This is a genomic window from Nocardia sp. NPDC006982, from assembly GCF_042869435.1.
Classification (GTDB): Bacteria; Actinomycetota; Actinomycetes; order Mycobacteriales; family Mycobacteriaceae; genus Nocardia.
The window spans coordinates 649,896-676,241 of the sequence record NZ_JBIAFV010000001.1 but is presented as its reverse complement, the minus strand read 5'-3'; the positions used below and the strand labels follow the sequence as shown (position 1 = coordinate 676,241).

General features: G+C 65.7%; 29 protein-coding genes and 4 pseudogenes. 16 read left to right on the top strand and 17 right to left on the bottom strand.

Annotated elements, in window-relative coordinates; genetic code table 11:
- Positions 1-9: 9 nt before the first annotated feature.
- The 4 genes and pseudogenes from ACFYOW_RS03090 to ACFYOW_RS03075 all read right to left on the bottom strand — a co-directional run.
- A pseudogene (locus ACFYOW_RS03090) lies at positions 10-249 on the bottom strand (helix-turn-helix transcriptional regulator); the annotation flags it as partial.
- Positions 250-364: 115 nt separating this feature from the next.
- Positions 365-832 (bottom strand): YybH family protein, encoded by a 468-nt coding sequence (locus tag ACFYOW_RS03085; RefSeq protein ID WP_387283979.1) that lies wholly within the window; start codon positions 830-832, stop codon positions 365-367.
- Between the two features lie 10 nt (positions 833-842).
- Positions 843-1,025, bottom strand: coding sequence for a hypothetical protein (locus ACFYOW_RS03080; RefSeq protein ID WP_387283977.1), 183 nt, complete (start codon positions 1,023-1,025; stop codon positions 843-845).
- 57 nt (positions 1,026-1,082) lie between these two features.
- Complete coding sequence (locus ACFYOW_RS03075; RefSeq protein ID WP_387283976.1) at positions 1,083-1,334, bottom strand: NADPH-dependent FMN reductase; 252 nt, start codon at positions 1,332-1,334, stop codon at positions 1,083-1,085.
- A 138-nt stretch (positions 1,335-1,472) separates the two neighbouring features.
- Between ACFYOW_RS03075 and ACFYOW_RS03070 the strand changes: the two genes are divergently transcribed.
- Entirely contained in the window at positions 1,473-1,637 is a 165-nt protein-coding gene (locus ACFYOW_RS03070) for a sigma factor (protein WP_387283974.1), read from the top strand.
- 400 nt (positions 1,638-2,037) lie between these two features.
- On the opposite strand, the gene ACFYOW_RS03065 is transcribed toward ACFYOW_RS03070, so the two are convergent.
- Positions 2,038-3,249, bottom strand: coding sequence for an FAD-dependent monooxygenase (locus tag ACFYOW_RS03065; RefSeq protein ID WP_387283972.1), 1,212 nt, complete (start codon positions 3,247-3,249; stop codon positions 2,038-2,040).
- A 93-nt stretch (positions 3,250-3,342) separates the two neighbouring features.
- Here ACFYOW_RS03065 and ACFYOW_RS03060 point away from each other — a divergent pair, with 93 nt between their 5' ends.
- A complete protein-coding gene (locus ACFYOW_RS03060) occupies positions 3,343-4,104 on the top strand; it encodes a TetR family transcriptional regulator (protein WP_387283970.1) in 762 nt (253 codons plus the stop codon).
- A 293-nt stretch (positions 4,105-4,397) separates the two neighbouring features.
- Here ACFYOW_RS03060 and ACFYOW_RS03055 read toward each other — a convergent pair.
- Both ACFYOW_RS03055 and ACFYOW_RS03050 read right to left on the bottom strand, forming a co-directional pair.
- Positions 4,398-4,537, bottom strand: a pseudogene (locus ACFYOW_RS03055) (carboxylesterase); the annotation flags it as partial.
- Positions 4,538-4,601: 64 nt separating this feature from the next.
- Positions 4,602-5,180 carry a TetR/AcrR family transcriptional regulator gene (locus ACFYOW_RS03050; protein WP_387283968.1) on the bottom strand — a complete coding sequence of 193 codons (579 nt, stop codon included), beginning with the start codon at positions 5,178-5,180 and terminating at the stop codon, positions 4,602-4,604.
- A gap of 91 nt (positions 5,181-5,271) precedes the next feature.
- On the opposite strand from ACFYOW_RS03050, the gene ACFYOW_RS03045 reads away from it, so the two are divergent.
- Positions 5,272-6,165, top strand: coding sequence for an SDR family oxidoreductase (locus ACFYOW_RS03045; RefSeq protein ID WP_387283967.1), 894 nt, complete (start codon positions 5,272-5,274; stop codon positions 6,163-6,165).
- Between the two features lie 82 nt (positions 6,166-6,247).
- Here the strand turns inward: ACFYOW_RS03045 and ACFYOW_RS03040 are convergent, their stop codons facing one another.
- The 3 genes from ACFYOW_RS03040 to ACFYOW_RS03030 all read right to left on the bottom strand — a co-directional run bounded on the left by ACFYOW_RS03040 (position 6,248) and on the right by ACFYOW_RS03030 (position 8,672).
- A complete protein-coding gene (locus ACFYOW_RS03040) occupies positions 6,248-6,913 on the bottom strand; it encodes a tyrosine-type recombinase/integrase (RefSeq protein WP_387283965.1) in 666 nt (221 codons plus the stop codon).
- A gap of 456 nt (positions 6,914-7,369) precedes the next feature.
- On the bottom strand, positions 7,370-8,050 hold the full coding sequence (locus ACFYOW_RS03035; protein ID WP_387283964.1) for a class I SAM-dependent methyltransferase: 681 nt from the start codon (positions 8,048-8,050) through the stop codon (positions 7,370-7,372).
- A 166-nt stretch (positions 8,051-8,216) separates the two neighbouring features.
- Positions 8,217-8,672, bottom strand: a complete 456-nt coding sequence (locus ACFYOW_RS03030; RefSeq protein WP_387283962.1) for a hypothetical protein — start codon at positions 8,670-8,672, stop codon at positions 8,217-8,219.
- A gap of 339 nt (positions 8,673-9,011) precedes the next feature.
- Between ACFYOW_RS03030 and ACFYOW_RS03025 the strand changes: the two genes are divergently transcribed.
- The 3 genes from ACFYOW_RS03025 (at position 9,012) to ACFYOW_RS03015 (ending at position 10,316) form a co-directional block, all read left to right on the top strand.
- The gene (locus ACFYOW_RS03025) at positions 9,012-9,344 is read left to right on the top strand and encodes a hypothetical protein (protein WP_387283960.1); all 333 of its coding nucleotides are present in this window, start codon (positions 9,012-9,014) and stop codon (positions 9,342-9,344) included.
- A gap of 259 nt (positions 9,345-9,603) precedes the next feature.
- Positions 9,604-10,005, top strand: coding sequence for a hypothetical protein (locus tag ACFYOW_RS03020; RefSeq protein WP_387283958.1), 402 nt, complete (start codon positions 9,604-9,606; stop codon positions 10,003-10,005).
- Positions 10,006-10,142: 137 nt separating this feature from the next.
- Positions 10,143-10,316, top strand: a complete 174-nt coding sequence (locus ACFYOW_RS03015) for a CsbD family protein (RefSeq protein ID WP_387283903.1) — start codon at positions 10,143-10,145, stop codon at positions 10,314-10,316.
- A gap of 59 nt (positions 10,317-10,375) precedes the next feature.
- On the opposite strand, the gene ACFYOW_RS03010 is transcribed toward ACFYOW_RS03015, so the two are convergent.
- Positions 10,376-11,581 (bottom strand): AI-2E family transporter, encoded by a 1,206-nt coding sequence (locus ACFYOW_RS03010; protein WP_387283956.1) that lies wholly within the window; start codon positions 11,579-11,581, stop codon positions 10,376-10,378.
- A gap of 190 nt (positions 11,582-11,771) precedes the next feature.
- Positions 11,772-12,101 (bottom strand): plasmid stabilization protein, encoded by a 330-nt coding sequence (locus ACFYOW_RS03005; RefSeq protein WP_387283954.1) that lies wholly within the window; start codon positions 12,099-12,101, stop codon positions 11,772-11,774.
- A gap of 160 nt (positions 12,102-12,261) precedes the next feature.
- On the opposite strand from ACFYOW_RS03005, the gene phoU reads away from it, so the two are divergent.
- Positions 12,262-12,930 carry a phosphate signaling complex protein PhoU gene (gene phoU / locus ACFYOW_RS03000; RefSeq protein WP_387283952.1) on the top strand — a complete coding sequence of 223 codons (669 nt, stop codon included), beginning with the start codon at positions 12,262-12,264 and terminating at the stop codon, positions 12,928-12,930.
- A 52-nt stretch (positions 12,931-12,982) separates the two neighbouring features.
- On the opposite strand, the pseudogene ACFYOW_RS02995 reads toward phoU, so the two are convergent.
- Together ACFYOW_RS02995 and ACFYOW_RS02990 are read right to left on the bottom strand one after the other, a co-directional pair.
- Positions 12,983-13,117: pseudogene (locus tag ACFYOW_RS02995) on the bottom strand (glutathione-dependent formaldehyde dehydrogenase); the annotation flags it as partial.
- Between the two features lie 280 nt (positions 13,118-13,397).
- Positions 13,398-13,664 (bottom strand): hypothetical protein, encoded by a 267-nt coding sequence (locus ACFYOW_RS02990; RefSeq protein WP_063038195.1) that lies wholly within the window; start codon positions 13,662-13,664, stop codon positions 13,398-13,400.
- A gap of 51 nt (positions 13,665-13,715) precedes the next feature.
- Between ACFYOW_RS02990 and ACFYOW_RS02985 the strand changes: the two genes are divergently transcribed.
- The gene (locus tag ACFYOW_RS02985) at positions 13,716-13,856 is read left to right on the top strand and encodes an Rv1535 domain-containing protein (RefSeq protein ID WP_387285984.1); all 141 of its coding nucleotides are present in this window, start codon (positions 13,716-13,718) and stop codon (positions 13,854-13,856) included.
- Between the two features lie 98 nt (positions 13,857-13,954).
- On the opposite strand, the pseudogene ACFYOW_RS02980 reads toward ACFYOW_RS02985, so the two are convergent.
- Positions 13,955-16,180: pseudogene (locus ACFYOW_RS02980) on the bottom strand (cation-translocating P-type ATPase); the annotation flags it as partial.
- Between the two features lie 1,991 nt (positions 16,181-18,171).
- Positions 18,172-18,600 carry a hypothetical protein gene (locus ACFYOW_RS02975; RefSeq protein WP_387283950.1) on the bottom strand — a complete coding sequence of 143 codons (429 nt, stop codon included), beginning with the start codon at positions 18,598-18,600 and terminating at the stop codon, positions 18,172-18,174.
- A gap of 840 nt (positions 18,601-19,440) precedes the next feature.
- Between ACFYOW_RS02975 and ACFYOW_RS02970 the strand changes: the two genes are divergently transcribed.
- From ACFYOW_RS02970 to ACFYOW_RS02940, 7 genes are all read left to right on the top strand, one after another.
- Entirely contained in the window at positions 19,441-19,620 is a 180-nt protein-coding gene (locus ACFYOW_RS02970) for a hypothetical protein (RefSeq protein WP_387283949.1), read from the top strand.
- A gap of 306 nt (positions 19,621-19,926) precedes the next feature.
- Positions 19,927-20,304 carry a phage tail protein gene (locus tag ACFYOW_RS02965; protein ID WP_387283947.1) on the top strand — a complete coding sequence of 126 codons (378 nt, stop codon included), beginning with the start codon at positions 19,927-19,929 and terminating at the stop codon, positions 20,302-20,304.
- Positions 20,305-20,771: 467 nt separating this feature from the next.
- Positions 20,772-21,272, top strand: a complete 501-nt coding sequence (locus ACFYOW_RS02960; RefSeq protein ID WP_387283945.1) for a hemerythrin domain-containing protein — start codon at positions 20,772-20,774, stop codon at positions 21,270-21,272.
- A gap of 708 nt (positions 21,273-21,980) precedes the next feature.
- Entirely contained in the window at positions 21,981-22,205 is a 225-nt protein-coding gene (locus ACFYOW_RS02955; RefSeq protein WP_387283943.1) for a hypothetical protein, read from the top strand.
- Positions 22,206-22,208: 3 nt separating this feature from the next.
- Positions 22,209-22,508 (top strand): hypothetical protein, encoded by a 300-nt coding sequence (locus ACFYOW_RS02950; RefSeq protein ID WP_387283941.1) that lies wholly within the window; start codon positions 22,209-22,211, stop codon positions 22,506-22,508.
- Positions 22,509-22,522: 14 nt separating this feature from the next.
- Positions 22,523-23,770 carry a cytochrome P450 gene (locus ACFYOW_RS02945; RefSeq protein WP_387283939.1) on the top strand — a complete coding sequence of 416 codons (1,248 nt, stop codon included), beginning with the start codon at positions 22,523-22,525 and terminating at the stop codon, positions 23,768-23,770.
- Between the two features lie 377 nt (positions 23,771-24,147).
- Positions 24,148-24,762 (top strand): hypothetical protein, encoded by a 615-nt coding sequence (locus ACFYOW_RS02940; protein ID WP_387283937.1) that lies wholly within the window; start codon positions 24,148-24,150, stop codon positions 24,760-24,762.
- An 801-nt stretch (positions 24,763-25,563) separates the two neighbouring features.
- Here ACFYOW_RS02940 and ACFYOW_RS02935 read toward each other — a convergent pair.
- Positions 25,564-25,776 (bottom strand): hypothetical protein, encoded by a 213-nt coding sequence (locus ACFYOW_RS02935; protein ID WP_387283936.1) that lies wholly within the window; start codon positions 25,774-25,776, stop codon positions 25,564-25,566.
- Between the two features lie 272 nt (positions 25,777-26,048).
- Between ACFYOW_RS02935 and ACFYOW_RS02930 the strand changes: the two genes are divergently transcribed.
- Positions 26,049-26,294: a hypothetical protein gene (locus ACFYOW_RS02930; protein WP_387283934.1), complete on the top strand. Its 246-nt coding sequence runs from the start codon at positions 26,049-26,051 to the stop codon at positions 26,292-26,294.
- Positions 26,295-26,346: the final 52 nt, after the last annotated feature.

The following is a 26,346-nucleotide window of genomic DNA, read 5'->3' as shown; positions in this document are numbered from 1 at the left end:
CCCGCACATTCAAATTTGAATATTTCGTACACAGGCCGCCGCGCGCGAGTGGCATGAATCATCGCTTCTGCTGGCCACCCCAGAGGCGGGTGAAACACCGTACGCGCGGCGGAACAGTCTGGTGAAGTATCCGGGGTCCGCAATTCCAACACGGCGAGAGATCTCGCCGACGGGCATGTCCGTGCCGGTCAAGAGTCGACGCGCCTCGGCCATCCGGCATTCGATAATCCACTCCTGCACAGTTCGTCCGTTGGGACCGGTGAAGGCGGGCGCACGGCCGCCCCACCGACTTCTAAAACACGACCCACGACCCAATGCGAAAGCCCGCACAGCGACGGCTCCCGACAAACATTCCCGCGACCCGTCAGGGCTCGAGGTCGACCACGCCTTTCCCGCTCGGGATGTCGAGCGGCACCGACCCCTGATCGTGCGTGATCAACCAGGTGTCGTCAATCTTGCGGAGGCAGAAGGTGAACCGTACCCAGATACCGTTCGTCGCCGTTCCGTTCTTCAGCGTGCCGCTGAGCCGGCCGAAGCCGTGCCCGAATGCCACCTCACCGCCTACGGTGAGCGTCAGGTCGCGAACCTCATAGGTCACGCTCTCGAAGAACAGGAAGACTTTCGCCCAGTTCTCGAGTTTCGCCGCTATCCCGACATGCTGGAGTGGTGGCTCGATATCGAAGGACACGACGTCGGTTGCGTACAGCTGCCTCAGGGCCTCGAGATCCTTGGCTCGCAGTCCTTCGACTAGCTTGTCGATTTGCTGGCGAATCTCGACTTCATCCGGCTCGATACGGTCAGCGCGTGACTGGAGGTCGTTGGATACGGTCATGATTGGCTCCTCAGGAATTGACAAGAGTGGTTTCGGCGCTGACCCGTAGCCGTGCGAGCGCAGCGCTCCAGGCGATGAGCTGATCCAGCATTTTGCTCAGGGCGGCGGCATGGTGGTCGCGCGGAGTGAAGGTGGTGTAGTTCTCGAAATCGGTGAGCACCGAGATCTCCACCGGACGGCTCACATCGGCCATGCCCAGCGTGCTGCAGACCGTCCGCAGCTGCGCCGCCGCGCGGGCGCCGCCGTTGTACTACGGGGTCACCACCACGAAGCCGTCGAACGGGGCGATTCGCTCGGCCCAGGCGCGGGTGTGCGCATGCACCGACGGGCCGAACATCGGTGGCACCGGTTCGTCGAGATGCGGTAGCGGGTGGTCGCGCAGGTCGATCAGTTCGAACTCGGCATCGCTGCGGCGCGATGCCGAGTCGAGAACCCACTGCGCCACCTGCGGACCATTGCGGTTGGGCCGGGTACTGCCGAGAATGATGGCGATTCTGATCATGTCCGCAACTCCTGCTCTGCTGAAACTGTCACGACCTCCCGACGATGTAGGCGGTCGGAATGTCAGGTCGTCTCACAGTTCGGGCCGCTATTTCGTCGGATTCGGTGAGGGAAGCATCGACCGAAGGAGCCGAACACCATGACCGATCCGCAACTGCGCTCGGTGATCAGTGAACGCCGTCAGCTGATCAATCTCGCCTATCGGCTGCTCGGCTCGCTGGCCGAGGCCGAGGATGTGGTGCAGGAGACCTACGCACGCTGGTACGCGCTATCCGAGCGGCAACGCCAGGATGTGGCGCGGTGACATCGATATGGCGGTTGAGGTGCTGGGAGGGATCGGCTCGTCGACGACGAGCCGGGATGCACGACCTTCTGTCCTGAACACCCTTGCCGCAGCTTTGTCGGCACGTTTCGACGCTTTCGGCCCCGGCTGCCCCGCGCTGGACGGTTCGGTCAGCGCGGTATGCGGCAGAAGAGGATGTTCGCGAGAAGTCCTCGCGCCACGGCAGGCTGGTCCGTAGCCGAGTCAGCATTCCCTCCACCACCAGACGGTTATTGGCGGAGTCATGGCCTACGTCCTGCCGATGTCGGTAGCCATCCACCGTTGACTCGAGTGAATCAAAATGCGGGGGAGCGGTAGGGACTGCCGGTCCCGGCAGTCCCTACCGGTGCCCGGTCTGGGCTGGAGTATGTCTCGAGAGCGTTCATTCCGCGGTCGTAGTTGTCGGCAGGTCGTAATCGGGCAGTTGCTCGGTGGCTTTGGGGGCCATGATGCGTTCCATGCCCGCCATCGATTCCAGCAGCGGCAGGCGAGTGATGATGTTGCGCACGGCGATGCCGACCCGTGATTTCGGCGCCATCAGTCGCAGGTTGGGGCCGATCTGTTGTTTGCGCTCGACCAATGGTCGCTGGGCCTGCTCGTAGCAGTGGAAACCGATGTGGTGGTCGCCGGAGGCGGTCGCCAGCTCGCCGGCGAGCCGGTAGGCCCCGATCAGCGCCAGTTCGGCTCCGGCACCTGAGACCGGAGACGCGCAGTAGGCGGCGTCGCCTACCAGTGCGATCCTGCCGATCGACCACGAGTTCATGCGGACCTGGCCGAGCGTGTCGATGTAGGCGTCCGGGTCGGCGAGTACGCTCTCGAGCAGTGCCGGGATGTGCCATGCGTTTTCGCCACTGAACTCGGTGGCGAGCAGTGCCCGTGCTGCCTCCTGGTCGCGCGGGTCGATATCGCGCCGTGGGCTGCGGAACATGAGGTACGCCTTGGCCTGCGCGTGATTGCCCGAGCGGTAGATCCCGGCGAAGCGCCCCGGCGTGTTGAACACCGTCATCCACCGATCGGGTCCCAGCGTCGAGTCGGTGTTACCGAAGGCGAAGTAGTGGTCCATGTGCCGGACGAATTCGGACTCCGGGCCGAAGGCCAGTCGCCGGACCGCCGAGTGCAGGCCGTCGGCTCCGATTACCAGGTCGAAGCGTCGTGTCGGCGTGTGTTCGAAGGTGACGGTGACGCCGTCGTCGTCTTGCTCGAGCCCGCGGATGGAGTCGCCGAAGATGTACTCGACGTTTTCCGCAGTGATGTCGTGCAGGATCTGGACGAGATCACCACGCATGATCTCCGCCTCGGTGCTGCCGTTCTTGTCCTTGATGCCCTGCATGTCGATCCGAGCGAGGTCGCGGCCGTCGGCGCGGACGAACCGCATGCCCGCGACGTCGGCCGCGGAATCCCGCACGCGGGCCATGATTCCCATCTTCTCGGCCACCTCGATCGCCTGATCGCGAACATCCACCCCTTGGCCGCCGGTCCGCAGCCGGGGTGCTCGTTCGACCACGGTGGGCCGGAATCCGTGCCGCGCAAGCCAGTACGCCGACACCTGCCCGGCGATGCCGGCACCGGAAATCAGAATCCGTTCGTTTTTCACCACATTCTCCTTGTCTCAAAATAGCTGACCATTGGTCAGGGCTCAAGGATAGGTTGCTGACCTCTGGTCAGTCAAGGGGTAGGATCGGTAACCGTGACTGAGGATTCCCGTACCCGAATTCTGCGGACCGCGCTGGTGATGTTCGCTGAGCGCGGCTACCACGCGGTCTCCGTGCGGGAAATCTCGGAGCAGGTCGGCCTGACGAAAACCGCTGTGCTCTACCACTTTCCGAGCAAGAGTGACATCGTCGTCGCCTTGGTCGAGCCATTGCTGGCCGACACCGAAGCCATGCTCGAATCTGTTCGGTCGATCCAGAACCCGCAGGCGCGAGGGTGGGCGGTGGCCGAAGGGTTGATCGATACCTGGCTCCAGCATCGGTCACTGCTGCGGGTGCACATGCAGGACCAGGCGCTGTCGGCCGATAACGCAACCTACGTGCGGCTGCGCGACATCGCCCTGACCGCGCAGGAACTGATCGCCGGTCCCGGCGCCGATTTCACCGCACGGGTACGGGCCGCGCAGGTCTACGCGGCGCTCAGCGATCCGGTGGTGTTCTTCGCCGACCAGCCCGAAACACAGTTGCGGGCAGCGATTCTCGACGGAGTACGGCGACTGCTGGGCGTGCCACAGCCTCGTCACGCCACTCCGTCCCCGGAACGGCCCGCCGACACCCCGCGGCACCGGACCAGCCGCGGCCGACCAAGCTCGATGACCTCCGCGATGGCCGAATCCGCGCGACGGATGCGGGATTCCGGCAAATACACCGTCGACGAGATCGCCGCCACCCTGGGCGTATCCCGCGCAACCGTCTACCGGAATCTCACAACTTCCCACGATCGACCCGACGTCTCATAAAGAGAAATTTTTGAGATAGTAAGGGTCCGGTTCGAGGGTTCCGGCGCGATATTGACCTCGACGGCCTGCACGGCGTCCATGCGGGCGGCGAATCCCAGCAGGCCGGCCGAAGATAATCCGTACTGACTCCCTTCGGAGTCGGGGCGCACCTGGGAATCGCCCATCACGTCCTGAAATCGGCAGAAGCGGACGTTCTGCACCGCACCAGGTTCCGGCTGCCGGCGCCCCGCGCTGGCCGGTTCGATCAGCGCGGTCAGCGGCAGAATCGGATGTTTGCGCTGCTGTGCGCGGGGTCAGCGGATGGGTTGGGCGGTGGGGAATGTCCAGGTGCCGTTGAGGATCTGCGGTTGGTGGCGGTAGAGGCGGACCATGTAGTTCCAGCCCGGGACGATAGGAAGCAGTTGGGGATCTGGGCGTCGCAGCCGCCGAACCGGCACTCGTCATGCGGTGCGCCGATGCCGCATGCTGTCGGCGCTGGGCGGGGTTGGTGGAGCGGGTCAGCCCAGCGTGGCGGCTGCGGTGCGAAGCTCCGCCAGGGCGGCCAGCGTATGGTGCGCGAGTCCGGTCGCGTCGTCACTGTCGGCTTCGGTCCACCGGGCGAAGCCGCGCTTGAATGCGAGGACCCCCAACTCGGCCGCGAGGTCCGCGGTCGGATCGGGGACGCCGCGGGCGACGAGTGCAGCGGTCATAGCGGCCGCGAGACCGATGTTCTTGAGCGCATCCCGCTGCTGGAGTTCGGCATTGGCCGCCACGGCGGCTTTCAGGCGGGGGCCGAGTTCGCGGTTCATCGGGCCCATCTCGTTCGATGCCCGCTCCAGGCCGGCGGCGACCGCCTCCAACGGGCCGGCGCTCGCCGGTGCGTCCGTGATGCCCTCGGCGAGCAGCCGACTCAGCGTCTCCTGCCCGGCCACCAGGATTTCCCGTTTGTCGGAGAAGTGCCGGAAGAACGTACTTCTGGTGACTCCGGCGCGCTCGGCGATCTGCGCCACGGTGGTGGCGTCGTATCCCTGCTCGGTGAACAGGTCCACGGCCGCGACGACCATGCGTTCTCGCGCCCCGGGTTCCCAACGAGCCATGCCTGCCACCCTAGCAGACTGATGCGACAGGTGTCCCATCAGTCTGCTACGGTGATGAGATAACAGTCCCATCACTGAGCGGGAGAGTCTCATGCATGTCTTCGTCACCGGCGGTACCGGCACCATCGGCTCCGCCGTCGTCGCCGAGTTGCTCGGCAACGGCCACACCGTCCTCGCGCTGGCCCGCTCGGACGCTTCCGCGCAGACGCTCGGGGGCGCTGGCGCCGAGGTGCTGCGTGGCACGATCGCGGATCTCGACGTCCTGCGGGCCGGTGCCGCACAGTCCGACGGCGTGATCAGCCTCGCCTTCAGCCGCGACTACAGCGACCCGGACGGGCTCGCGCAGGCCGTCGTCGAGGAGAGCGCCGCCGTCGCCGCGCTGGGCGAGGCGCTGATCGGCAGCGACCGTCCGATCGTCACCGTCTCGGGCACGCCCTGGGTGCCGGGCCGCGCCTCCACCGAGGCCGATCCGCTGCCGACCGACGGACCGGTGGGCGGTCGCGGCCGAACGGTCAATGCGCTGCTGGAGATGGCCACGCGTGGAGTCCGCGCCACGGCCGTGCGCATGCCGCGCACCGTGCACAACGAGGGCAAGGGCGGATTCGCCGGCCTGCTGACCGATCGAGCGCGCCGCACCGGGGTCGCCGGTTACCCGGGCGGCGGGGCCCAGCGCTGGCCGGCCGTGCACGCCCTCGACGCGGCGGTCCTGTTCCGGCTGGCCCTCGAATCCGCCCCGGCCGGTACCTGCTGGCACGCCGTCGCCGACGAGGGCGACGCGGTGCGGGACATCGCCACCGTCATCGGCCGCCGACTGAACCTGTCGGTCGAGCCCGTGCCTGCGGAAGCCTTCGGCCCGTTCGGCCCGATCTTCGCGATGGACCAGCCCGCGTCCAGCATCCACACTCGCGAAGTCCTCGGTTGGCAGCCGAAACACCCCGGCCTGCTCGACGACCTGGAGAACATCCAGCCGTCGGCGGGCCACTGATCGCGACGCCCGGCCGCCCGGCCATCCGGAACGCCGACAGATCCGATCGACCTGACATCGGCACGTGCGGATGGTTGAGATGTCATGTGGCTGAGGCCATGTAGGCCGCCAGGATGTAGTTCGGGTGCCGGTCGAGGTTGGTGCGGGCCCGGTCGTAGCGCATGGTGGTGCGCGGGTCGGCATGCCGTGCGGCGATCTGGACGTCGCGCAGGTCCACGCCGGCGTCGAGCATGGTGGTGACGAAGGTATGGCGCAGCATGTGCGGGTGCAGTTTTGGTAGCCGTACCACCGACACCTCGGCCAGGCGCCGCAACCGACGGGTTGCGCAGTGGCGATCCATCCGTCGGCCGCGCAGGTTGAGCAGGATCGGGCCGCGGGCGCGATTCTCGACGGCGCGGTCGATCGCTCGGCCGACCGCGGGCGGCAGCGGAATACCCGGCGCTGGCGAGTAGGCCAGAACGCAAACCCGCACCGATGGCAATAGAAACCGGCTCGCCACACCCGCGTGCGACGACCCCCGAACGACTCTGCCGTTGCGACGAACACGACACACAGCAATGCTGAGCGGGACAGCCCCAGGCGCCGCCAACATCGCGAAGAAGACGACCATCGCTAGCACGGCGATCCATCGCGACTCCCCAGGAGCCGGATCGACGATCGAGACGATCGACGACCCGACCCAGCACATTGCCAGCAGCAGCAACACCAGCGCGATAAGGTCGACGCCAACCCGTCCTACTGCGGTCATCGAAACGTCGCTGCCACCAAGCAAACTCGGCACAGGTGTCACGGGCATGGCTGAGGAGACGACCGGCATGGCTGTAGTCAGGGTGGCGCGCCCAGATGCTGGCTGATCTGTCGATCGGCGACTGTGTAATCGACGGGACGCTCGCTGCTCAGATGAATTTTCGAAACGGCACGACGAGTCAAGCTCGGTAAGCTACGGGCGCGTGTTTGGTGGCGGATGGATCGCGAACGGGGGTAGTGGGGCGATGACACACGACAACAGGTGCGCGGACCACCGCGCTTCAGGCCCCACGGAACGCCGCCGCCGACTGACCGAAACCCGCATAGAACGAATTCGCGATTTACCCGGAGCTTGCGGCCCTGCGCACATGCTGGATCCGACTGGGCACACCCCGGTTCCGTGCGGCTGTCTGGTTATCCATCACTGTCCGCGCCCGATTATGTCGGTGGATTCGGGCTAAGAGCGACGGCCATCCGTTTTGGTCGCCACGCCGATAATCAGCGGTCGGACAATGGGGACCATCATTCCCCGCCACGTCGCTTCCTGGACGTCGTCGAGCTCCAATCGGGAAGCCCGGATCAGCTCGAGCGTGGCACGGTTGCAGCGGCAACCCTCCGCGAACCGGCGCCACGGGCCCTCGAGGCGGTCTTGCCAATGAGCAAGTCGCTGCGACTGCGAGCGGACGTGTTCGAGGAACAGCAGCCTGCCGTCGGGGCGCAGCACGCGTTTGATCTCGCGCAACACCGCATCGGGGCTGTCGACAGTGCACAAGACGAGCGTGGAGACGACCGTGTCCACGGATTCTTCCGCGAACGGCAGTTGATCCGCCGACGCGTCGAGCACCTTCGCCCGACGTTGGGTGCTGCGCAGCCTCCGGTCCAACCGCGCACGCATCGCGGCCTCGGGTTCGGTCAGGATCAACTCATCGAGGTCGTCGGGGTAGTACTGCAGGTTGAGACCGGTACCGCTGCCGAGCTCGACCGTCCGTCCTCTTGCGCGGCCGAGCAACTGGCGTCGACGCGCCCCCATGCCAGCCCGCTCGCCTCTCCACAGGAGCGGGTCGTACAGTGCCGCGAACGCTCGCGCCCACAGGTCCGATCCCTGCCGGGCCGCCGCCGGTGCGGTGCCACTGGTCATAGACTCGACTATACGTCGGCAGGCGTTGTCGCGAATCTCCAGCTACCTCGACCGAGGGTCATGCGGATGGAGTAGGCGGTCTCTCGCCGCGCGGTTCGAAATACGGGCCGCAGCGGCATAGCACCGTGTATGTCGGTCCCCCGTGCACCGACGTCGGGGTCGCTTGTCACCCTCGAGGGTCACGTTCGGCTCGTCGTGGCAGTCTCGTTTCGCTCATCCGGCAGGGCGAAGGCCGCGAAGCGATTACGGGTGTCCAGAACTTGATCGAACACCCGTAAGGAAGAGCGTAAAAGCTGGTCAAACAGCCAACACACAACGTCATCCCATCATGACCCGGAACGGTGGTATTGCGGTGCTCGATACTGGCCGCCAGCGGGACCTCGACCTTGCCGTAGAACCCACACGCAGGCTGTCCGCACAACACGCATGGCGCGTCCAGCACTGCTGTGGGGCGCTCACGCCATTGATTGATCTGATCGCGCCATTGCGGAATGGACAGCGATTTGCGGTTGGTCGGATTCATCTTCGAGTTCGGCCACAACAGATAACTCGCCGACAGCCAGAACGACCGTGGCGCCTTCGTATCAACCAGCTCCGCAGTCGCCACAACATCCGCGGTCATCCGAGCACGCGCGACCTCGATTTCCTCAGCCGACAACGACTCTGGTGAACGGTGACGATCCTTCCCCCGGCCAGCGCGGCAACCGCGTAGGCACCGTGAAGACGACGAGCCAACGCCGGTGCCGCAGCAGTCAGCAACCCGCAGCAAACCGCCCGGCCGGGTTCAAGAACCTTGTCCCACGGCACTTCTCGCGCCGATGTCGACACCCCAACTCTCAGCCTCACGAAGCCTCCATCCCCTGAACGTGACGCAGCATCGGCCACCGTACCGGCACTCAACAGGTGGCTCCTAGACGAGGCCGAGCGCAACCCACCGGTCGAACCTGGCATGGAGATCAGGATGTCGCGCATCGAAGTGCTGATGCCCGCCGAGTTGGCGGTTTTCGAGCGGCAGCGTCGGGAACTGTGGCGGTTAACCGCACTGGATGCCGAAAGTGCCGACCTTACCCATTCGCTGGTAAGCAAACTCGAGGACCAGCACCATGGAATGCGGGAGGTGCGCCAGCAACGCGAGCAAAAACAATCCGCTGAACTGCACCGCTTCCACCTGCACGAGGTCGAGAAGCATTTCGAGAAAATCGGCGCACGACCCCAATACGCCCTCTGTCTGGCACTGATCCGTGGGGAACTCACCTCGGTCCCACGAACCGCCTCAGGGAGAGTCGGATCGTGAGGATACCCGTCGCCAGGAAGCAGCGAAACACGCGGTGACCGAATACGTCAGCGTGCTCGAGGAGTGGTTCAACCGAGGCGGAGCCGACTACGCGAATCTCGATCCGGACAAGCTTGATATGTAGGCGCGAATGATCTCGTCATGCTCGGCGATACCTACGCGGCGGATCGCCTCAGGTGTCCGATCACATATTTACGCAGTTCCCGGGTAGTCGAGTGGCGTTAGGAAAGAAAGGGGGGTGAGTGCGAGGAGTCGAAAGATGAGCACCACCGTTGTGATCGTGATCATTGTCGTTGTTGTTTTGGTTATTTTGCTTGTGGCCGGCGCATGGGTGTTGATGCGCAGGCGGCGCGAACAGCAGCGGGTCGAAGCCGAGAGAATCCGTGACCGTGCGGCGGAACGGGAATTCGAGGTCGGTCGGCAGGAAGCGCGGGCGGCGGAGACTGCCGCCAGGAGCCGGGCGGCAAAGGCAGAAGGCCAGGTCAAGGCGGCGCAGGCCGAGCAGCTCGCCCAGCAGGCGCATGTGCATCGCAGTGCTGCGGCGGATTCGCGAAGCGAGTTGGACAAGGAGTGGGAGCGCGCGGATAAGGTCGATCCGGACTCGAAGCCAGGTGAAAAGCAGCAGGGGGCCGATCCCGGAGCGCCGTCCCAAAATCCCTGATTGATCCAGGACAAGCTAGCCCTTGACCCGCGGCAAGTCTGTCCGGCAGCGTTGTTTGGCTGTCGGAATGCGGGTTATCGCCAGAAGACCGGCTGGAGCCAGTAGGCCGGGCACCTTCGAACGATGGGGCCGCAATCATGGGCACTGCAGACAAGGCAAGGAATAAGGCCGAGGAACTCTCCGGTAAGGCCAAGGAGAAGTTCGGCGCGGCGACCGACGACGAGGAAAAGAGGCAAGAGGGCAAGGTCGATCAGGCCAAGTCCAACCTCAAGGATGCGGGTGAGAAGGTCAAGGACGCCTTTCGCCACTGACTCGACATTCGCCGGTCGATCACGGGCGGGTGGCCAGCGAGCCATCCGCCCGTTGGTAGCTAGCGCTCGTCCAGAGACGGCAACACCGTTTCACTGATGATCAGCAGCACCGCGGCAGCGACCGGGATGGCGAGCAGGGCCCCGACGATCCCGAGCAAGGCTCCACCGAGCAGAACCGACACCACCGTCACGACCGCCGGCACCCGCACCGTTCTGCCGATGATTCTGGGCACAAGTACGTAGTCTTCGAACAACCGCAGGGTGATGAAGAAGGCGATGGTGGCCACCGTGACGGGCAGGGACACGGTGAGTGCGACCAGGGCCACGATGATTCCGGCCAACGTGGAGCCCACTACCGGGATCAAGTCCAGGACGGCAACCAGGACGGCCAGCAATAGCGGATAGGGCACATCGAAGATCAGCAGCCAGATGAATGTCAACGCTGCGGTTATCACCGAAATGACCAGATTGCCCAGGATATAGCCGCCGACCTTCACGAAGATCTCGTCGCCGATCAGGATCGCGCGAGCTCGGCGCGAGTGCGGAAACAGCCGGTAGATCGAGGTCCGAATCTGTGCGAAATTGGCCATGAAGTAGCCGGTGAGCACCGCGACGATCACCGTGCCGCTGACGATGCTGAATACGAGGCGCCCCGCGCCCAGGACGCCACCGGCCAGCTTCGAGGGATCGGACCCGAGCCATTGTTGGAGACGGTCCTGCAGATGGAAGCGTGTGTTGAGCGTGTCGATGAGCGGATATCGGTGCGCAAGATGGTCGACGTAGTCCGGAGCGTTGTGGACCAAAGCGCTACCTTGGGTGACCAGCGGAGGTATCGCGGCGGCAAGGAAACCGGCCAGCAAGCCGATCGCGACCAGGAACACAGCGGTCACGGCGGCCCATCGTGGAAACCACGGCCGAACCGACCACGACACGACAGGCTCCAACCCTATCGCCAGGAACAACGCAATGGTGATCAAGACCAGCACTTGACTCACGGCCATCAGTGCTTGGATCGCGCCGTAGGTCACCGCCACTCCGGCTGCGCCTGTCAAGCCGACCATGAATGGCGATCGCCGATCGAATCGTCGCCCCGGCTTGCCCAGCGGGTTCTGCGCCGTCCTGGCCCGCGCCGCCGCCGCTTCCGCGGTAAGGATCGGTCCGGCTTCGTCGGGGGTGTGAGGTTGTGCGACCAAGTCGCGGTGGCCTGGCTCCGTCCCTTCCGGGGTTCGGCGCTCCTCGGGTTCTGGGTCGGTGTCTGCATTCATGGCATCGACACCCACGTGCACATGGGCCCCGCACCCGGGTAGCGCCAGGTCATCTCCCTCGTGCGGGCGGGACACCAATCCGTTCGCGGCGCTGCGATGTTCGTGTGCGCCAGGGTGACCGTTTCGACTTGGACCGGTTTCATCGCCAACCGCCGCTCTTTCTCGACCTTTGCATGTCGACCTGATCCGATCAGGCGCGGCCGAGCGCTTGGGCCAGTTGGCCCTTGGTCATCTTCGAGCGGCCCTCGATATTGCGCATTTTCGCCTCGTTGTACAGCTGATCGCGGGTCGGGCCCTTCGGTCGATTGGTTCCCGACCGGAGACCACCACGCCGCTGCGGCGACATGTCCTGCACCGAGGACCGACTGGCGGTATGGGCCTCGCCGGACTGAGCACGGTTCTTGTTCACCGTGCGTGCCGCGATCTCCTCCGCCCGCCGGCTGGACGCACCCTGCTCTTTCTCCGAATCCTTGATGTGCTCGAACTGCCGCTCCCGCTTGTTCGACCATGCCTTCGGCATGTCCATCACCTCCTGTGCCGCGAATACCCCAACCCGGCCGCCGAAACATCGGTACGCGGCGCTCGGTTCCCGGTATGCGAAATGTCGGTGTCCACCGATGCTTGCCAGCGGGATCCGTGGCCTTGGCCACGTGGGTGTTGTCGGTGGGTGAAGATGAGGGATGCGGACTCGCTTCCACGAGAACCTCGACCGGCTGGCCGCTCAGTTGCAGGCGATGTGTCAGCTTGACCGGACCGCCGTCGCAACCGGTACCAATGCGCTGCTACGCGCCGATCTCGAGCTCGCCGAGCAAGCCATCGATATCTGCCGTGACCTCGATACCCAGCGCGATGATTGCGAGCACGCAGCGGTGACGCTGCTGGCGTTGCAGGCCCCGGTCGCGGGCGAGTTGCGGCAGGTGGTCACCGCGATCCAGCTCGTCGGTGACCTCGCTCGGATGGGTGTGTTGTCCGAACATATCGCCAATATCGCGCGCCGCAGGCATCCCGCGTGCGCGGTCCCGGTATCGACGCAACCGATCGTGGCCCGTATGGGGGCCGCCGCTGTCGCGATGGCCACCAGCGCCGCCGCGGTGCTGGGGTCCGGTGACCCGGGCGACGCCGCAGCGCTCGATCGCCAGGACGACACCATGGATCGTCTGCATCACGACCTGCTGGCAGCGGTTCTCTGCGATGAATGGGATGGCGGGACGGCCGCTGCGGTCGATCTGACGCTGCTGGGCCGTTATTACGAGCGGTTCGCCGACCATGCCGTGCAAGTCGCCCGTCGCACGATCTTCATGTCGACCGGTGAGTCATTCGGCGACTGGTCTTCACCCGGCGACGAATGACTAGTCGACGTTGCCCATGACGCCGGTGACGACTCCTGCGGCGCGCCGCCTTTCAGGTCGGGTCGAGCACGAGCTTCACCGCGCCGTCGGTTTTCTGCTGGAACATCCGGTAGGCGTCGGGTGCCTCCGACAGCGGAAGCCAGTGGGTGGCAAAGGTTTCCACGCCGAGCGGATCGTCGTCGCCCAGGGCATGATCCTGGCCAAAGCGCCGACCCGGACCGCTGGCCTCAGGTCGGAGGGGATTACCGAGGTCGCCGAGGTTCACGTTCTGCGCTGCGGTACCAGCCCGGACTCGTGGTCATCTCCCGATTCGCGGCCCGGCTGGACGCCCGCCTTGCGCGCCCGTTCGACCGGCTCTGCGCAGCGCGGCAGGTGCCGAAACGCCCGGCAACCGCGCGACTGCACCAGTGGAACGATTGTGGGGACGACATGCCCGCTGATGGGAGGGATCTCGCTGACGTGCTGATCTACGCGTCTTCGAGGGCTTCGCCGATCTCGTGGGCGACGCGGTTGTGCTGATTCTGCACCAGCCAGTGCCCGGTCGCGAGGACGACCGCGACGGGCCATTCGATGATCTCCGCGGCGGCCAGGGCACCGAGGGCACCGTAGTACGCCAACTGTTCGGGCCTGGGGATGCGGACACGGCCGAGCACCGGCAGATCCACCGCGAAACCTTGGGCGGCCAGCACCCGGTCGACGGCGTTTCGGTGGCCGGTTGATGATTTTTCGGCCATGTGTTGCCTCCCGGTCATGGTGTGTTCGAGTATTCGACTCCTGGCATCCGCATGGTGTCCAGTGTGATGAGTAATGGCGCGGGCGTTGGCTCGGATTCTTTGACGGGTGCATTGACGCAGGTGCTGACCGTGCCGTTGCGCGAGGTGTACGCGGTGCTGTGGCGGCTCGGGGTCATCGAGATCCTCGACTGATGATCCCGCTGGCGACCGCCCGCGGCGAACAGTCGGGGAGCGATGGCGGCGACGGCGGTGGCGACGGCGGCGGTGGACAGGGCCTGCCACCAGCCGATCGGGCCCAGGGGCGTGCTGCCGAGTAGTTGGCTGATTCCTGGGGTGCTGATCAGGGCGGCGAGGACCAGCAGTGAGCCGGCGGCGGTGGCGAGGACCAGCGGGCTGTGGGAGTCGATCAGCGTCTGTCCCAGCTGTGTCGCGACCAATGCCACCAACGCGACCGTCGAGGCGCGCTGTCGGCGGCCGGTGAATTTCGCCTGCACCCACGCGACCATGGCGGCGCATGCGGTCGTCGCGCCCCGCACTGCTACCGTCCGCCACAATGCGGCTCGGTCGGGTCCACGGCCGGTGTACCGCGATTCGGCGCTGGGCCGGCTGACCGCGAGTGCTGCGGCGGGCAGCGCGTCGGTGAGGATGTTGACCAGCAGCAGTTGGCGGGTGTTCAGCGGTGCCCGGCCGGTGAGGGCAGTGCCGGCGATTGCGAAAGCCACCTCGCCGGCGTTGCCGCCGAGTAGTACAGACACCGCCGACTGCACGCGCCGCCACAGTTGCCGGCCTTCGTCGAGGGCATCCAGCAGTGCACGGATTCGCCCGTCGAGCAGCATGACGTCGGCCGCGGTGCGGGCGGGGTCGCTGCCGCGTGCGGCCACGCCGATGCCGACGGTTGCGGTGCGGATGGCCGCTGCGTCGTTGGAGCCGTCGCCGACCATGGCGCACACGTGCCCCAGCCGCTGAATTGTCTCGACGATCTGTACCTTGTGCTCGGGTGACATCCGGGCGAAGACTCGCCGACTCTGTACCGCCTGCTGTTGTTCGTGCCGGGACAGCGCCTCCCATTCGGGCCCGCTGATCACCTGATCATCGTCGATGGGCATGCCCACTTCGGCGGCGATCGCGGTGGCCGTCACGGGGTGGTCACCGGTGATCAGTCGCACCCCGATGCCGCGGGCCGCCAGCTCGGCCAGCACCTCGGGCGAGTCCGCGCGCGGCGTGTCCGATATGCCGAGCAATCCGGCGAATCTCAGTTCGGCGCCGCATAATTCGGCTAAGGCGTCGGTGTCGTCGCGGACCGATTGTGCCTGCGTCGCCGAAAGCTGCCGTGTGGCGACGGCGATCACCCGCAGCCCCTCGGCGGCCATCTCGCGCACCTGCTGCTGTGCCGTCTCGTCGGCATCGACGCATGCGGCGAGCACTACCTCTGGCGCCCCCTTGATCGACAACTGCGTATCGTGCACGGACACCGAGAAAGCGCGATCGGACCGGAACGGCAGATGTGCGGCCGACTCGCCGCGGTTCAGATGTCGCCCGGCGTCGGCGACCGCGCGGTCGGTGGCGTGTTCGTGTGGCTCACCGTTGGCGAGCGGTGTGGCCCACAGGGCCTGGATGAGCACATCGTCCTCGGACAGACCGGAAGCGGCACGCACCCTGGTCACCCGGAGTCGGTTCTCGCTCAGCGTCCCGGTCTTGTCGAAGCACACCACGTCGACACGGCCGAGTGCCTCGACCGAGCGCGGACTTCGCACCAGTGCGCCCGCGTGGCTCAGTCGTCGCGCCGAGGCCTGTTGCGCCAGCGTCGCGACCAGCGGCAACCCCTCCGGGACCGCGGCCACGCCGACGGCGACACCGCTACTGACCGCTTGGCGCAGACCCGTGCGCCGCAACAGCCCGAGCGCGGTGACCAATCCGCCGCCGCCGAGGCTGAACGGCCACGTCTTGTTCGTCAGATCTTTCAGCTGCGTCTGCAGGCCGACCGCGGGACTGTCCTCGTGTGCGGCGGCGGTGGCGCGACGTGCTTGGGTCTGCTCGTCGACGTCGGTGACGATCGCGACGGCGGTGCCCGCGACCACTGTCGTGGTGGCGTAGAGCATGCAGGCTCGTTCGGCGACGGGCGCGGCCGGTGTGGCGTCGACCTGCTTGGGCACCGGCAGTGATTCCCCGGTCAATGACGATTCGTCGGCTTCCACGTCGGTCGCCTCGGTCAGCCGCGCGTCGGCGGGCACGACTTCACCGGGCCGTACCTCGATGACGTCACCGGGGCGCAAGTCGGTGGCGTCGACCATCATGTAGCGATCGGCATCGATTACCTTGCGGGCCGGTGGAGCTTGGGCGGCCAGCAGTCGTCGCAGCAGCCGTTCGGCCCGAATCCGTTGCGTCGCGGCCAGGGCCGCGTTCCCGGCGAGCACCGACCCGACCAGGATCGCGTCGACGGGCGAGCCGAGCACCGCGCTGGCCGCCGATCCCACCGCCAGCACCGGGACCAACGGGTCGGACAGTTCCGCGCGCATCGCGCCGGTGAAATCTCCCATCGCTCGTCGCACCGGCGCGATGACCGATCGCCCAGGATAGGCCGCAGGCACCGACTGCGTCCGCTTGTCCGCTTCGGCGGCCCGCGGCGCCAGCACACTACGCACGTCTTCGACGGACATGGCGTGCCATTCGTGCACGCTCGCGGTCGGCGGCGGTGGACTTTCGAGCGCGGCGCGGGCAAGCCGGTATCCCGTCCAGGCGCCTGCCGCGGCGCCGGCGCTGACCGGGCCGGTGCCGCGGCCCCGTACCCCGGGAATCATCAGCAACGCACCCAATAGGGAAGCGCCGGCGGCGATTTCGACGCCGCGCTCGCTGGCTTGACGGGCCGCGGGCAGCGCGTGCAGGATCCGCCACACATCCGGCAGGTTGTCGACGAGTACATCGGCGTGCCACGGCGGTGGCCCGCCCGCGGTGACACCGATCGCGGCGTCGGCGTCGGCCAGTGCCTGGGCCGCGGCACTCGACACCACCGCCACCGTGCGGCCCTCCCGCTGCAACCGATGCACCGAGTCGGCGAGCGCTTCATTGACGGACCCGGGCACCGGATCGAGATCGTCGAACGACGAGCGCAGGTCATCGAGCATATCGACGTCGACCGAGACGGCCTCCGCACCGCTGCGGCGCGCTTCGCGCAGCACTGCCGACGCCAGCGGATGATGCGCGAACCGCACGAGCACCGCGCCGCCCCCGCCGTTGCCGGACAGCGGCCGCGGGACCGGCTGCCACCCGGGCTGCCATGCGCCACGGTCCAATTGCTCCTGTGCCCACTGCCAAACCGTGGCTCGATCGTGCTCGGGCACATCGCGGATGCGCGCGACCCGCAGTTCCTCGCCGTACAACACCCGAGGATCGACTACCACGGCATCGACCCGGTCCAGGCGTCGGAACACCCGGGGCCGCAAGGTCAGCACACCGTACCGGTCGGCCAGGTTGCGGGCGAGTGTCGCGGCGAACGACTCCCGGCTGGTGCGAGCGGCTCTGGGCGCGGCGACGGCGACGGCGCGGGCGGCGGCATCGAGGTCGGCGGTGACCATGCCGATCGCTGGCGCGGCGGCCGCTTGCGCTACCGCGCTGCGGTCGCCGTGGCGCTCGACCGGTCCAGGCGGCAGGGGTGCCGGTCGGTCGCCGGGACGGACACCGTCGACACATCTCGCGTGCGCCGCGAGACGGGGTTCGCGGCGTTGCCAGAGCGTGGCCGCGGCGCGAGTCTCGGCGGCTTTCGCGATATGGATGAACATCTCGACGCCCAGCGAGGCCGGTTGCTGGGTGACGGTGTACGCGGCGGCCGCGGCGAGCGCGAACGCGCTATCAGCTCCGCTCGTGCCGAGGCGCTGTTCGACCGCGCGACGCAGCCGCGGTTGGTAATCGACGAGCGCGACAGCGGCGTTGAGGCCTGCTGGCAGCCGCCGCCAACCGCCCACCCGGCCGGCCAGCGCGATACCCAAACCCACGGCGTTCACCGCCGCTGAAACCACGCTGCCTGCCAGCACGATGCCGTCGGCGGGCAGGTCGAGCGGCCGCAGACCCGAACCGGACTGATGTCGGCGTTCGGCAGCGGCCACCACGGTGCACAGCTCGTCGACGACAGTCGGGTCGTCTACTTCGGCGATGACCCGCGAGAGTGGATAGTTGAGCGCCGCCGAGATCACGCCCGGATGCGAACGCACGGCGGCGAGGACCGCGGGACCCAGTTCGTCGTTCGGCTCGCGCCCGCCCAGGCCACGCACTTCGATCCAGCAGCGGCGCCGGCCGCACCAATGTCGCCGGGCCGGGCTACCCCCGAGCAGTTCCGACGCGGCCTCGGTGACCGCCTCGACTACCCGGGGATCGAGCACCGTGCGCACCGGCGCAGTGACCAGCTCCACACTCGCGGCGGCAGCGCCCGCGGCCGAACGCACACCCGCGCCGACGACGCGCGAGGGCAGGGACGACGCGGTCCGTAGCAGTAGGCCCAGATCCACGTCGACGACTAACGCTTACTCGGCGAACGTCGTGCCCGAGTCGTGCTCTTGGGCGCGGAGGCCGCCTTCGTCGCAGTGGCGGGCCGTTTGGTCGCCTTCTGCGTGCGGGTAGGGGTCTGTCCGGCGCGATCGCCGACCGCGGGTGCCACCACTCGACCCGATCGCTGCCCGAGACGCTGGACCACCAGGGCAGCGCCGCCGACGCCCAGCAGCACCGGCCAGTCCACCAGACCCGTGGCGCCGATCGCCGCCAACGTCAAAACTGCCGCCGGTGCCGAGTGGCTACCGCTGCCCAAGCCGTGTTTCACACCGGCCGCCGCACCTCGGATACCGCCGACCACGCCCTCGACAGCAGCGCCGCCCACGGCCCCGGCCGCCGCCGTCGTTGCATCGGCCGTCCGCGTGATCACGTCCACCACGCCATCGGAAATGTTCATCACCACTCCGTCGCGTTCACCTTATGGACACCAATGAGCAAACGGGAGTTTACCCCCAGGGGGCGGGGATAGTGCGAGTTCAGATCCGAATGCTTACCGGCTGCGCCCCCGACGGTGGCTGTCACGTTACGAGGCAGCAACCCATCGAAGTCGCGTATACCGCATCGAGCCGGAAAGTGAAGCTTGGCTATGCCTGGATCGCAACCATGTTGAGACGGAGATCAGATTTGGATTGGTGTCGGATCGACGAGGCGGATTGCTTCGATCAGCAGAACTTCGCTGCGCAATTTGGTCATCACATCGTCGTCACGATGGCTTGACTGCGGTTCAATCGGCCTAGCCATGGAACAGACGGCACATCCTCCAGTGCTCCATTCGAGGAGACGATGCAGCTATGGCTAGCGAACATCTGCCTGAAGAACCCCAATCGGAACGAGGAGCCAAAGGCTCGCGAGACACCGGATCCGATACGCCGGGCGGCGGATCGGTAGATCGCCCGACTGGCACATTCGACCAAGAGGAAGTCACCTCAACGCACGACCACAACCCGACGGAAGAGCGGACCGGCACGAGTGGGACCCTCACTCCTGGAGACGCGGAACCCGCTGTACCGCCCTACGAAGGCCGCCGAACGAGCGCCGACGAAATTACCGGCAGCAGTGCAGGCGAGGGGAGCGGCGCGAATGCTGGAGGCGCTGCAGGTCCAGTGGTCGACCCGGAGCCCAAAGCGCCCGATCCCGATGACACTCCCGGAGGAGCCACCACATCCCCGGCTGGCGAGTAACCGCATCTCGGGCCCCGGAATTCGAGGCCATCGACAGGGGTGTCGGCCCTCGACGCGTGCCGGTGCCGCTTGTGCGCGCCGGGCTCGCGGTGGCCTGGCGGGCGCATCTGGTGCCCGCACCGCCGGAGTTGTTCGACGCGATGATGCACCTGCCGATTCTCGATACCGACGGGCCCGGGACGATCTCGGATGGACACCGCGTTTCACCGCCACCCAGGCACTGCGCGAGCTGCTGACGGGGCTGCGCGACAACGCCGGTGATGACACACCACCCCTGCATGCCCGTGCGGGCGGACCGTGGCGAGTGCACGAATTCACCTCCGGTGTGGGTGCCAGGGACCCGGTCGACCTGCCCACCTGACACGAACGGCTCAGCCCGATCGACCACGCGAATGCTGCTGGCCCCAAACGCCCGAGGGCCCGACCAGAACCACGACGGGATTGGTCGAATTCGCACTACGGTGGCCCGAGCCACACCGTATTCTCGAGTGGCATTGCCTCATGAGAGAGAACCCAACCGGTTACGAATTCAGGAGGTCGACATGCAAATCCAGGACAAGACCGACAGCCGTAGCTTCGCCATCGATCTGGGTGATTTCAGGGTGGAAACGGTGCAGGACGTGAGGGGTATCAGCACGCCGTCGGAGGGAACGCTGGGGGAGGTGCGGATCACGCGGGGGCTTGATCGGAGCAAAGCGTTCACCGATTGGATCGAGCGAACGCTGGCCGACGGCGGCGTGGACTCCGGCAGAGAGGACATCACCATCACCGTGATGGACGCTGATAAAAAGCCTGGTCGGCGGATTCGCTTGCTGCGCGCCTTGCCGACCAGTTGGACGGAGCCTTCGCTCGACGCTGAGGATGCAGAGCTGGCGAGTGAGTGCGTCACTGTCGCCTACGAAGAGATGAGAATCGAGTAGCACAGTTCGCTCGGCGTCGTTTCCGCGACTAGCCCGCTCTTCGGCGCCGGATCGGCCCGCGCTGTTCTGCGGCGGGCCGACTCGGCGGTCCATCATCCGCGAACTGGCGCCGCCGCGCCCACCTGCACGATCTCGACCAGTTCCTCGACGAGGCTGTCGCTGGGATCTCGCGCACGATCCGCATATGCCTGCGGCCAACGGGCGCACACGCACCGACCGGGATTCCGGTGTCGATGCAGCCACTGCGCGAGTCAGGTGCGACCTGCGAGCGATGTGCCGAGTGAAATGTTCAGCCGTGGCGTTCGAATTCGGGATAGCTCGCGCTGAGTTCGCTTGCCGGATCGGCCTATTCGTCGGCGATGGCGTCGAGCTTGTGCAGCGAGGCCGCCGTGGCGGTTTCGGTCGTGATATTGCGGGCACGCCTGGCATAGATCCATCCCATGAGTGTCCGAGCCCGAGGAGTCGCGGTGTCTACTGATGCGATCGTGCTGTTGCGTGAAGACCACAAGGGGATTCGGAAACTGTTCCGTGATTTCGAGAAGGCGGGCGACGGTGCGCACGCCACGAAGGCACGGCTGGTCGACAAGATCATCGAGGCGTTGACCGTGCACACCTATCTGGAAAACGAGTGCATGTATCCGGCGGTGCGCAAGCTGGTGCCCGACCTCGAAGACGACATCCTCGAATCCTATGAAGAGCACCATGTCGCCGATGTACTGGTGATGGAGTTGGCAGCGATGAAGCCCGAGGACGAGCGTTTCACCGCCAAGGCCACCGTTCTGATCGAGAGCGTCGATCATCATATCGACCAGGAAGAGGGATCCTGGTTTCCGAAGGTGCGAGAGCAGTTGGGGCGTAAGCAGCTTCAGGAGATCGGTGCGCGGATGATCGAGTTGCGCAAGACGGCACCACGATCGCCCGCGCGGCCTTCAGCAGTGAAGAAGATGCTCGATTCGGTGATTGCATGACGGCGGGTAGTTGTACTGCCGTACCCATCCGGTGATGCTTTACCTCGAGGCGAGGGAATTTTCCAGCAGCCGCAAGCCGCTGAATCTGCGCCGGACGCGTCCCCGCATGGTGGTCCGCGGAGCTCGTGATGGATACTCGATCTCGCTCGGATCCTCAGTGGCGCAACGCCATCGTCGCAAATCCGGCAGAGTGACGAGCTCGCACAACAGCTATCGGCATCGCCGAACCGTGTGATCGGTAGTTGATCCGAACAGGCTCGCGCTCTCGATAGCGCTGCCCGCAGCCGGGCTGACCTCGGCTGCGCTTGCGCACATGTCGCCGAGCTGGAATCCGTCCCTTCCCGCCCTGACCGGCGACGGTGGTGCAGCCCGGATCCGCCAGTGCGCCAACCGATTTGACACGCGCAAAGCGTTCCCATATCTCGCTGGCAAACCGCCCGGCTGCAACTGACCTCAGGCAAGACCGACTACCGCAACCACAACGGCACGAGCCGGCACGATCGAAGCGCTGCGCCTATGGACCCTATGATCGGCGACACCCGTTGCGCACACAGCTGTTTGCGAGGCCGCACGAAATAGCCAGCGGCAAAGCCGCATTCAATTCCCGCAAAAGGGACCAGATGGTCTGAACCGGCTGAGTCCGGCAACCCCGCGCACCATCGGGCACACCGACACCATGACCGCGGCATCGAATCCTGTCAGCTGGCGATGCTGAATGAGATCGCCACCTCGCCGACGTGGAACCTCATCGCGAACACTTTGCTGCCGTTCATGACTGGCGACCGGTTCGGCGGGGACATGCTCGGCGGGGTGTTGTCGTCGCGGGACGGGATCGACGAGGTGTTGTTCCACGATCCGCCATTGGCGATTGCGTGTGTGCGATTCCCTACGCAAATGAAGCTCGTCGCCGGCACCGGGCTGGAGGAGCATTAACCGGTGCTGATCAGTCTCGTCGGCTGCCCGACCGCCCCAGAGATCGAAAGCGGCAACACCGACGACCGCAAGGCCAATAGGTCCTCCTTGTCGTTCAGTGCCGGCGCGCACGTATGCCCGGACCCAGATCAGAAGATAGCGACGCTGATCGCGCACGAGTCCGTCGCTCAGGTGGTGGACGCCCTGCCGGACATCGGGCTGCCCGCCGAGCATCTGGACTGGCTGCCCGACTCCTTCCGCCGCGCATTGGTTGCGCTACCGGTCGTCTTCCGCCCGACGCCACCGCTCCCAGTCCCCAGCTAGAGGAGAACCCGGCCGTGTCGCAGAACCCCTCTCCCGCCCTCTCGGTCCCGATCGAAAACATCGGTCCCGGCGATCGTTACGCACTCCACACCCCAGAGTTCGCGCAGGATCCGCACCAGGCCTACCGGCATATGCGCAAGACATACGGGTCGCTGGTACCGGTCTGGCTCGCGCCGGGTGTGGAAGCGACGCTGGTGATCGGCTACGAGCTCGCCGTGGACATCCTCGGTGATCACGAGCATTTCCCCGCGGACCCGCGCACCTGGGAACGCACCGTGCCTGCAAACTGCCCGATCTTGCCGATGGTGGGGTGGCGGCCCAACGCGCTGCGCAGCACCGGCGAAGCCCACACCTTCTACCGCGCCGCCAATCAGGCCGCCCTCGACGGCATCGACCAGCTGGGCCTGCGTGACCAGGTAATCCAGACCGCCGAACCGCTGATCAACACCTTCTGCGGCATCGGGACGGCCGACGTGATCGGCGACTATATACTGCCGCTGGTCTTTTCGCTGGTGAACAAGATGCTGGGCTGTCCCGACGATATCGGCGAGCAGGTCCGAGTGGCGATGGCAGCGATGTTCGAATCCACCGACACCGCCCACGTCAACGAAATACTCGGCCGAGCACTGGGCCAACTCATCGCCATGAAGCGTGCTCAGCCCGGCAACGACATCAGTACGAGGCTGCTCACGCATCAACCCCCGCTGTCGGACGAGGAAATGGTCAACCAGGTGATCACCCTCTACGGCGCCGGCATCGAGCCGACGGTGAACCTGATCGCCAACACGCTGCTGATCATGCTGACCGACGACCGATTCGTGTGCGGCGCAGCAGGATTCGGCGCACCGGCCATCGACGCAGTCAACGACATCTTGGTCTACGACCCCCCGATGGCCAACTACTGCCTGTCCTTCCCGCCGCAGCCGATCAACAAAGGCGGAGTGTGGCTGCCCGCGAACAAGCCGGTCGTGATCAGCATGGCCGCCTGCAACAACGACCCCGCAGTGAACAACGGCGAATTCCTCCACGCGGATTGGGGGCTGGCCTTCAGTACGGGCAAGCACGCCTGCCCGAAACCCGCACGCATCGCGGTAATTCAAATCGCCTGTACCGCCATCGGTTACCTGTTCGACGCATTGCCCGAACTCACGCTGGCACGGTCCAAAGCGCAACTGGTCTGGCGGCCCGGACCGTTCCACCGTGCCCTGGTCGAGCTTCCCGTCACTTTCCCCAAATCCCCGCCGCTGCCGATCCCCGCCTAGGGGAACGATCATGACCTGTGCCAACCTGAGTGCGACGAACTGGGAAGCCGGCCCGGTTCGAAGGCTTGGGTTGACTTACCGGAAAGGTTGGTCAGCGGCCGCCTTGCGAATACCTCATCTCAAACGTCTACCGCGACAACCATTCCCCGCAGCGATGTCCCGCGACGTTCGACCATCGGAGCTCGAGTATCGAAGAGCGTATCGCTCGGGCGGGCGGATTCCCTTTGCGGATCATGGCCTCCGACATTGCGTTACGGACAATATATCGATGGCCTGCGTAACTATTTCGCCAGAAAGCAAGAACGCGAGCAACTTCTGGGTACTCCCGACATAAGCCGGGCTGGACCCGGAGGCACGATAAATTAAGAAGTACGACCATGCGTAGAGCAACGGCGCTCTTCGCCGCATTACTGTTGGCAATCATCCTTTCCTTCACAAACGAGATGGGGGCGAAGGCTCACGCCGACAACTGTATTGGCGACTGGGCCATCGGTATCGGCGGTCTCGGCGACAACACCTCGTCGGTGTTCATCCCCTTTGTGGATCAACCTGTCGGCTACAATTCGCTCGACCCGATGTCGGGACTGAACGAACTCGACCGCTTGTTCTGGCTGCATCGCAGCGAATGTCCGCATGACCACATCAGGCTGATCGGGCACAGCGAGGGCGCGGGCATCGTCCACGCCTGGGTCACCGCCCACCAGGATGTCGGCAATGCCAACGCTATTCTCCTGTCGGATCCCAAGCGAGCCCCCGGGCCTGGTTGGGGTGGCCTGTCGTCGACTCCCGGGAGTGGGATCGTCGGTTATCCGCTGGCCGGTGTCGACGACTGGTTCGGCGATTTCCCGGTGCTGACGGTGTGCAACCACGACGACCAGATCTGCGACACCTCGGCAGGATGGTGGGGCTATCTGTTCGGGGGTGCGCATGGTCGCTACGATTTCAACGTGTGGGACTACGGTGATTGGGATTCCGGTGTCTGGTATCGGTAGCCGGTGATTCGTGGGGATCAGTAGCCTTGCGGCACTGGTCCCCATTGGCTGAACCCGTGCCCCATCGATGTGCATACTGCCGCACCTTGATAGGTGACTTGGCAATTCGCTCCGGCATATGTGATCGAATACTGTGGGTCGTGGTAACTCGCGGGTGTGATGCGCGGCAGCGGCGGATTTCCGCCCGGCACAGTGTGACTGCCGTTGGAGTTCCACTGAGGATGTGCCGGCCACATGGTCGAGTCGATTATGACGGCCGGCACATTCGGCATCGACACCTGCATTCCGGCATACAGCACATTCATGGATGGGGCCGGGACTGCGAGGTCGCAACCCACTGTGCCGTCCGCGCCGATCGAGCAGTTCCAACTGCCCATGGCGAAATACGCTGTGTCACCCACCAGTAATGGGCCAGGTTCATCATCGGCGTACGCGGTGCTCACCGCGACCAGACACGCGAGTGTACCGAGAATTCCTCCGCAAACCCTTGCAGCGGCGACGCTTCCGGCCCTGAACACAACATCTCCCTCGATGCGCGGCGAGTATGAGATCTAGCCGACCATATAAAAAAACTATCACCAAACAGTGCAATGGCAAGAGGACCTGTCAAGGGGGCTTCCGTGGTAATCGCGGCGCCGCTCACGCTCATCGGCATGCGGTGGCTTGCGGTCCAGCCGGATACCCCTGTCGGACAAACGATCAGAAGCTGCCGGCCGACGATGCACCCACCCGCATCAAAGAATATTCTGAGGCTACCCGGCGATGCCGGACCGCTCCACGATCGGTGAACACCGCTGACGGTCAACGGTTTTCGATGGCAGGTCCGCGCAATGCCGCGTCGGCGTCCTTGGCGTCGAGCCGACCATCGAGGACGAGCAGAGCGTCCCGGACCCGGATACGGGCCTCGCGTTCTTCGGCCCGCTGCGGCAGGCTCGGCTGCTGGTCTGCCCGGATGCGCCCTGACTCCGGTGCCTGGATGCCAGCACCGGCGCCGCACCCGATCCAGTCCGGCACCGGATACGGCCCACCCCGTCACGAGCAGCCGCACCCGACTGGTGGCAGCAAGACCGGGCTGATCATCGCTGGCGTCGTCGTGCTGGTGGTGGTGCTTTGCATCGGTGCGGCGGTCGGTTACTGGATCCGCGGCGGGGACGCGAGCGCCGTGCCCGCAGGCGCCACGGCAACGTCGGCGCAGGGCAACGTCGGCGCAGGGCAACGTCGGCGCAGGGCAACGTCGGCGCAGGGCAACGTCGGCGCAGGGCAACGTGGTGCCGACGATCTATGCGATGAGCACGATCACCAATGCGTGCGATCTCGCCGACCCCACGCCGTTGACCAAATGGTCGTCGACTCCCAAGGGAGCCCCGACCACACGGGCCTATGTGGTGCGTGTACAGGACGGCAACGTCTCGGTGCGGGTCAAGGTCGACCTGAGCCGTGAGGATAAGGGTGAGCCTGTGGCGAGCTGGGACGAACTCGATTCGATCGCCCGATCTCGAGTCCGCATGGCGCTCGACCGGCTGAAGAAATAGACACTGCCCGTCGAAGCCCTGCCCATGGTCTGTCGGCGAGGGCGGATGCTGC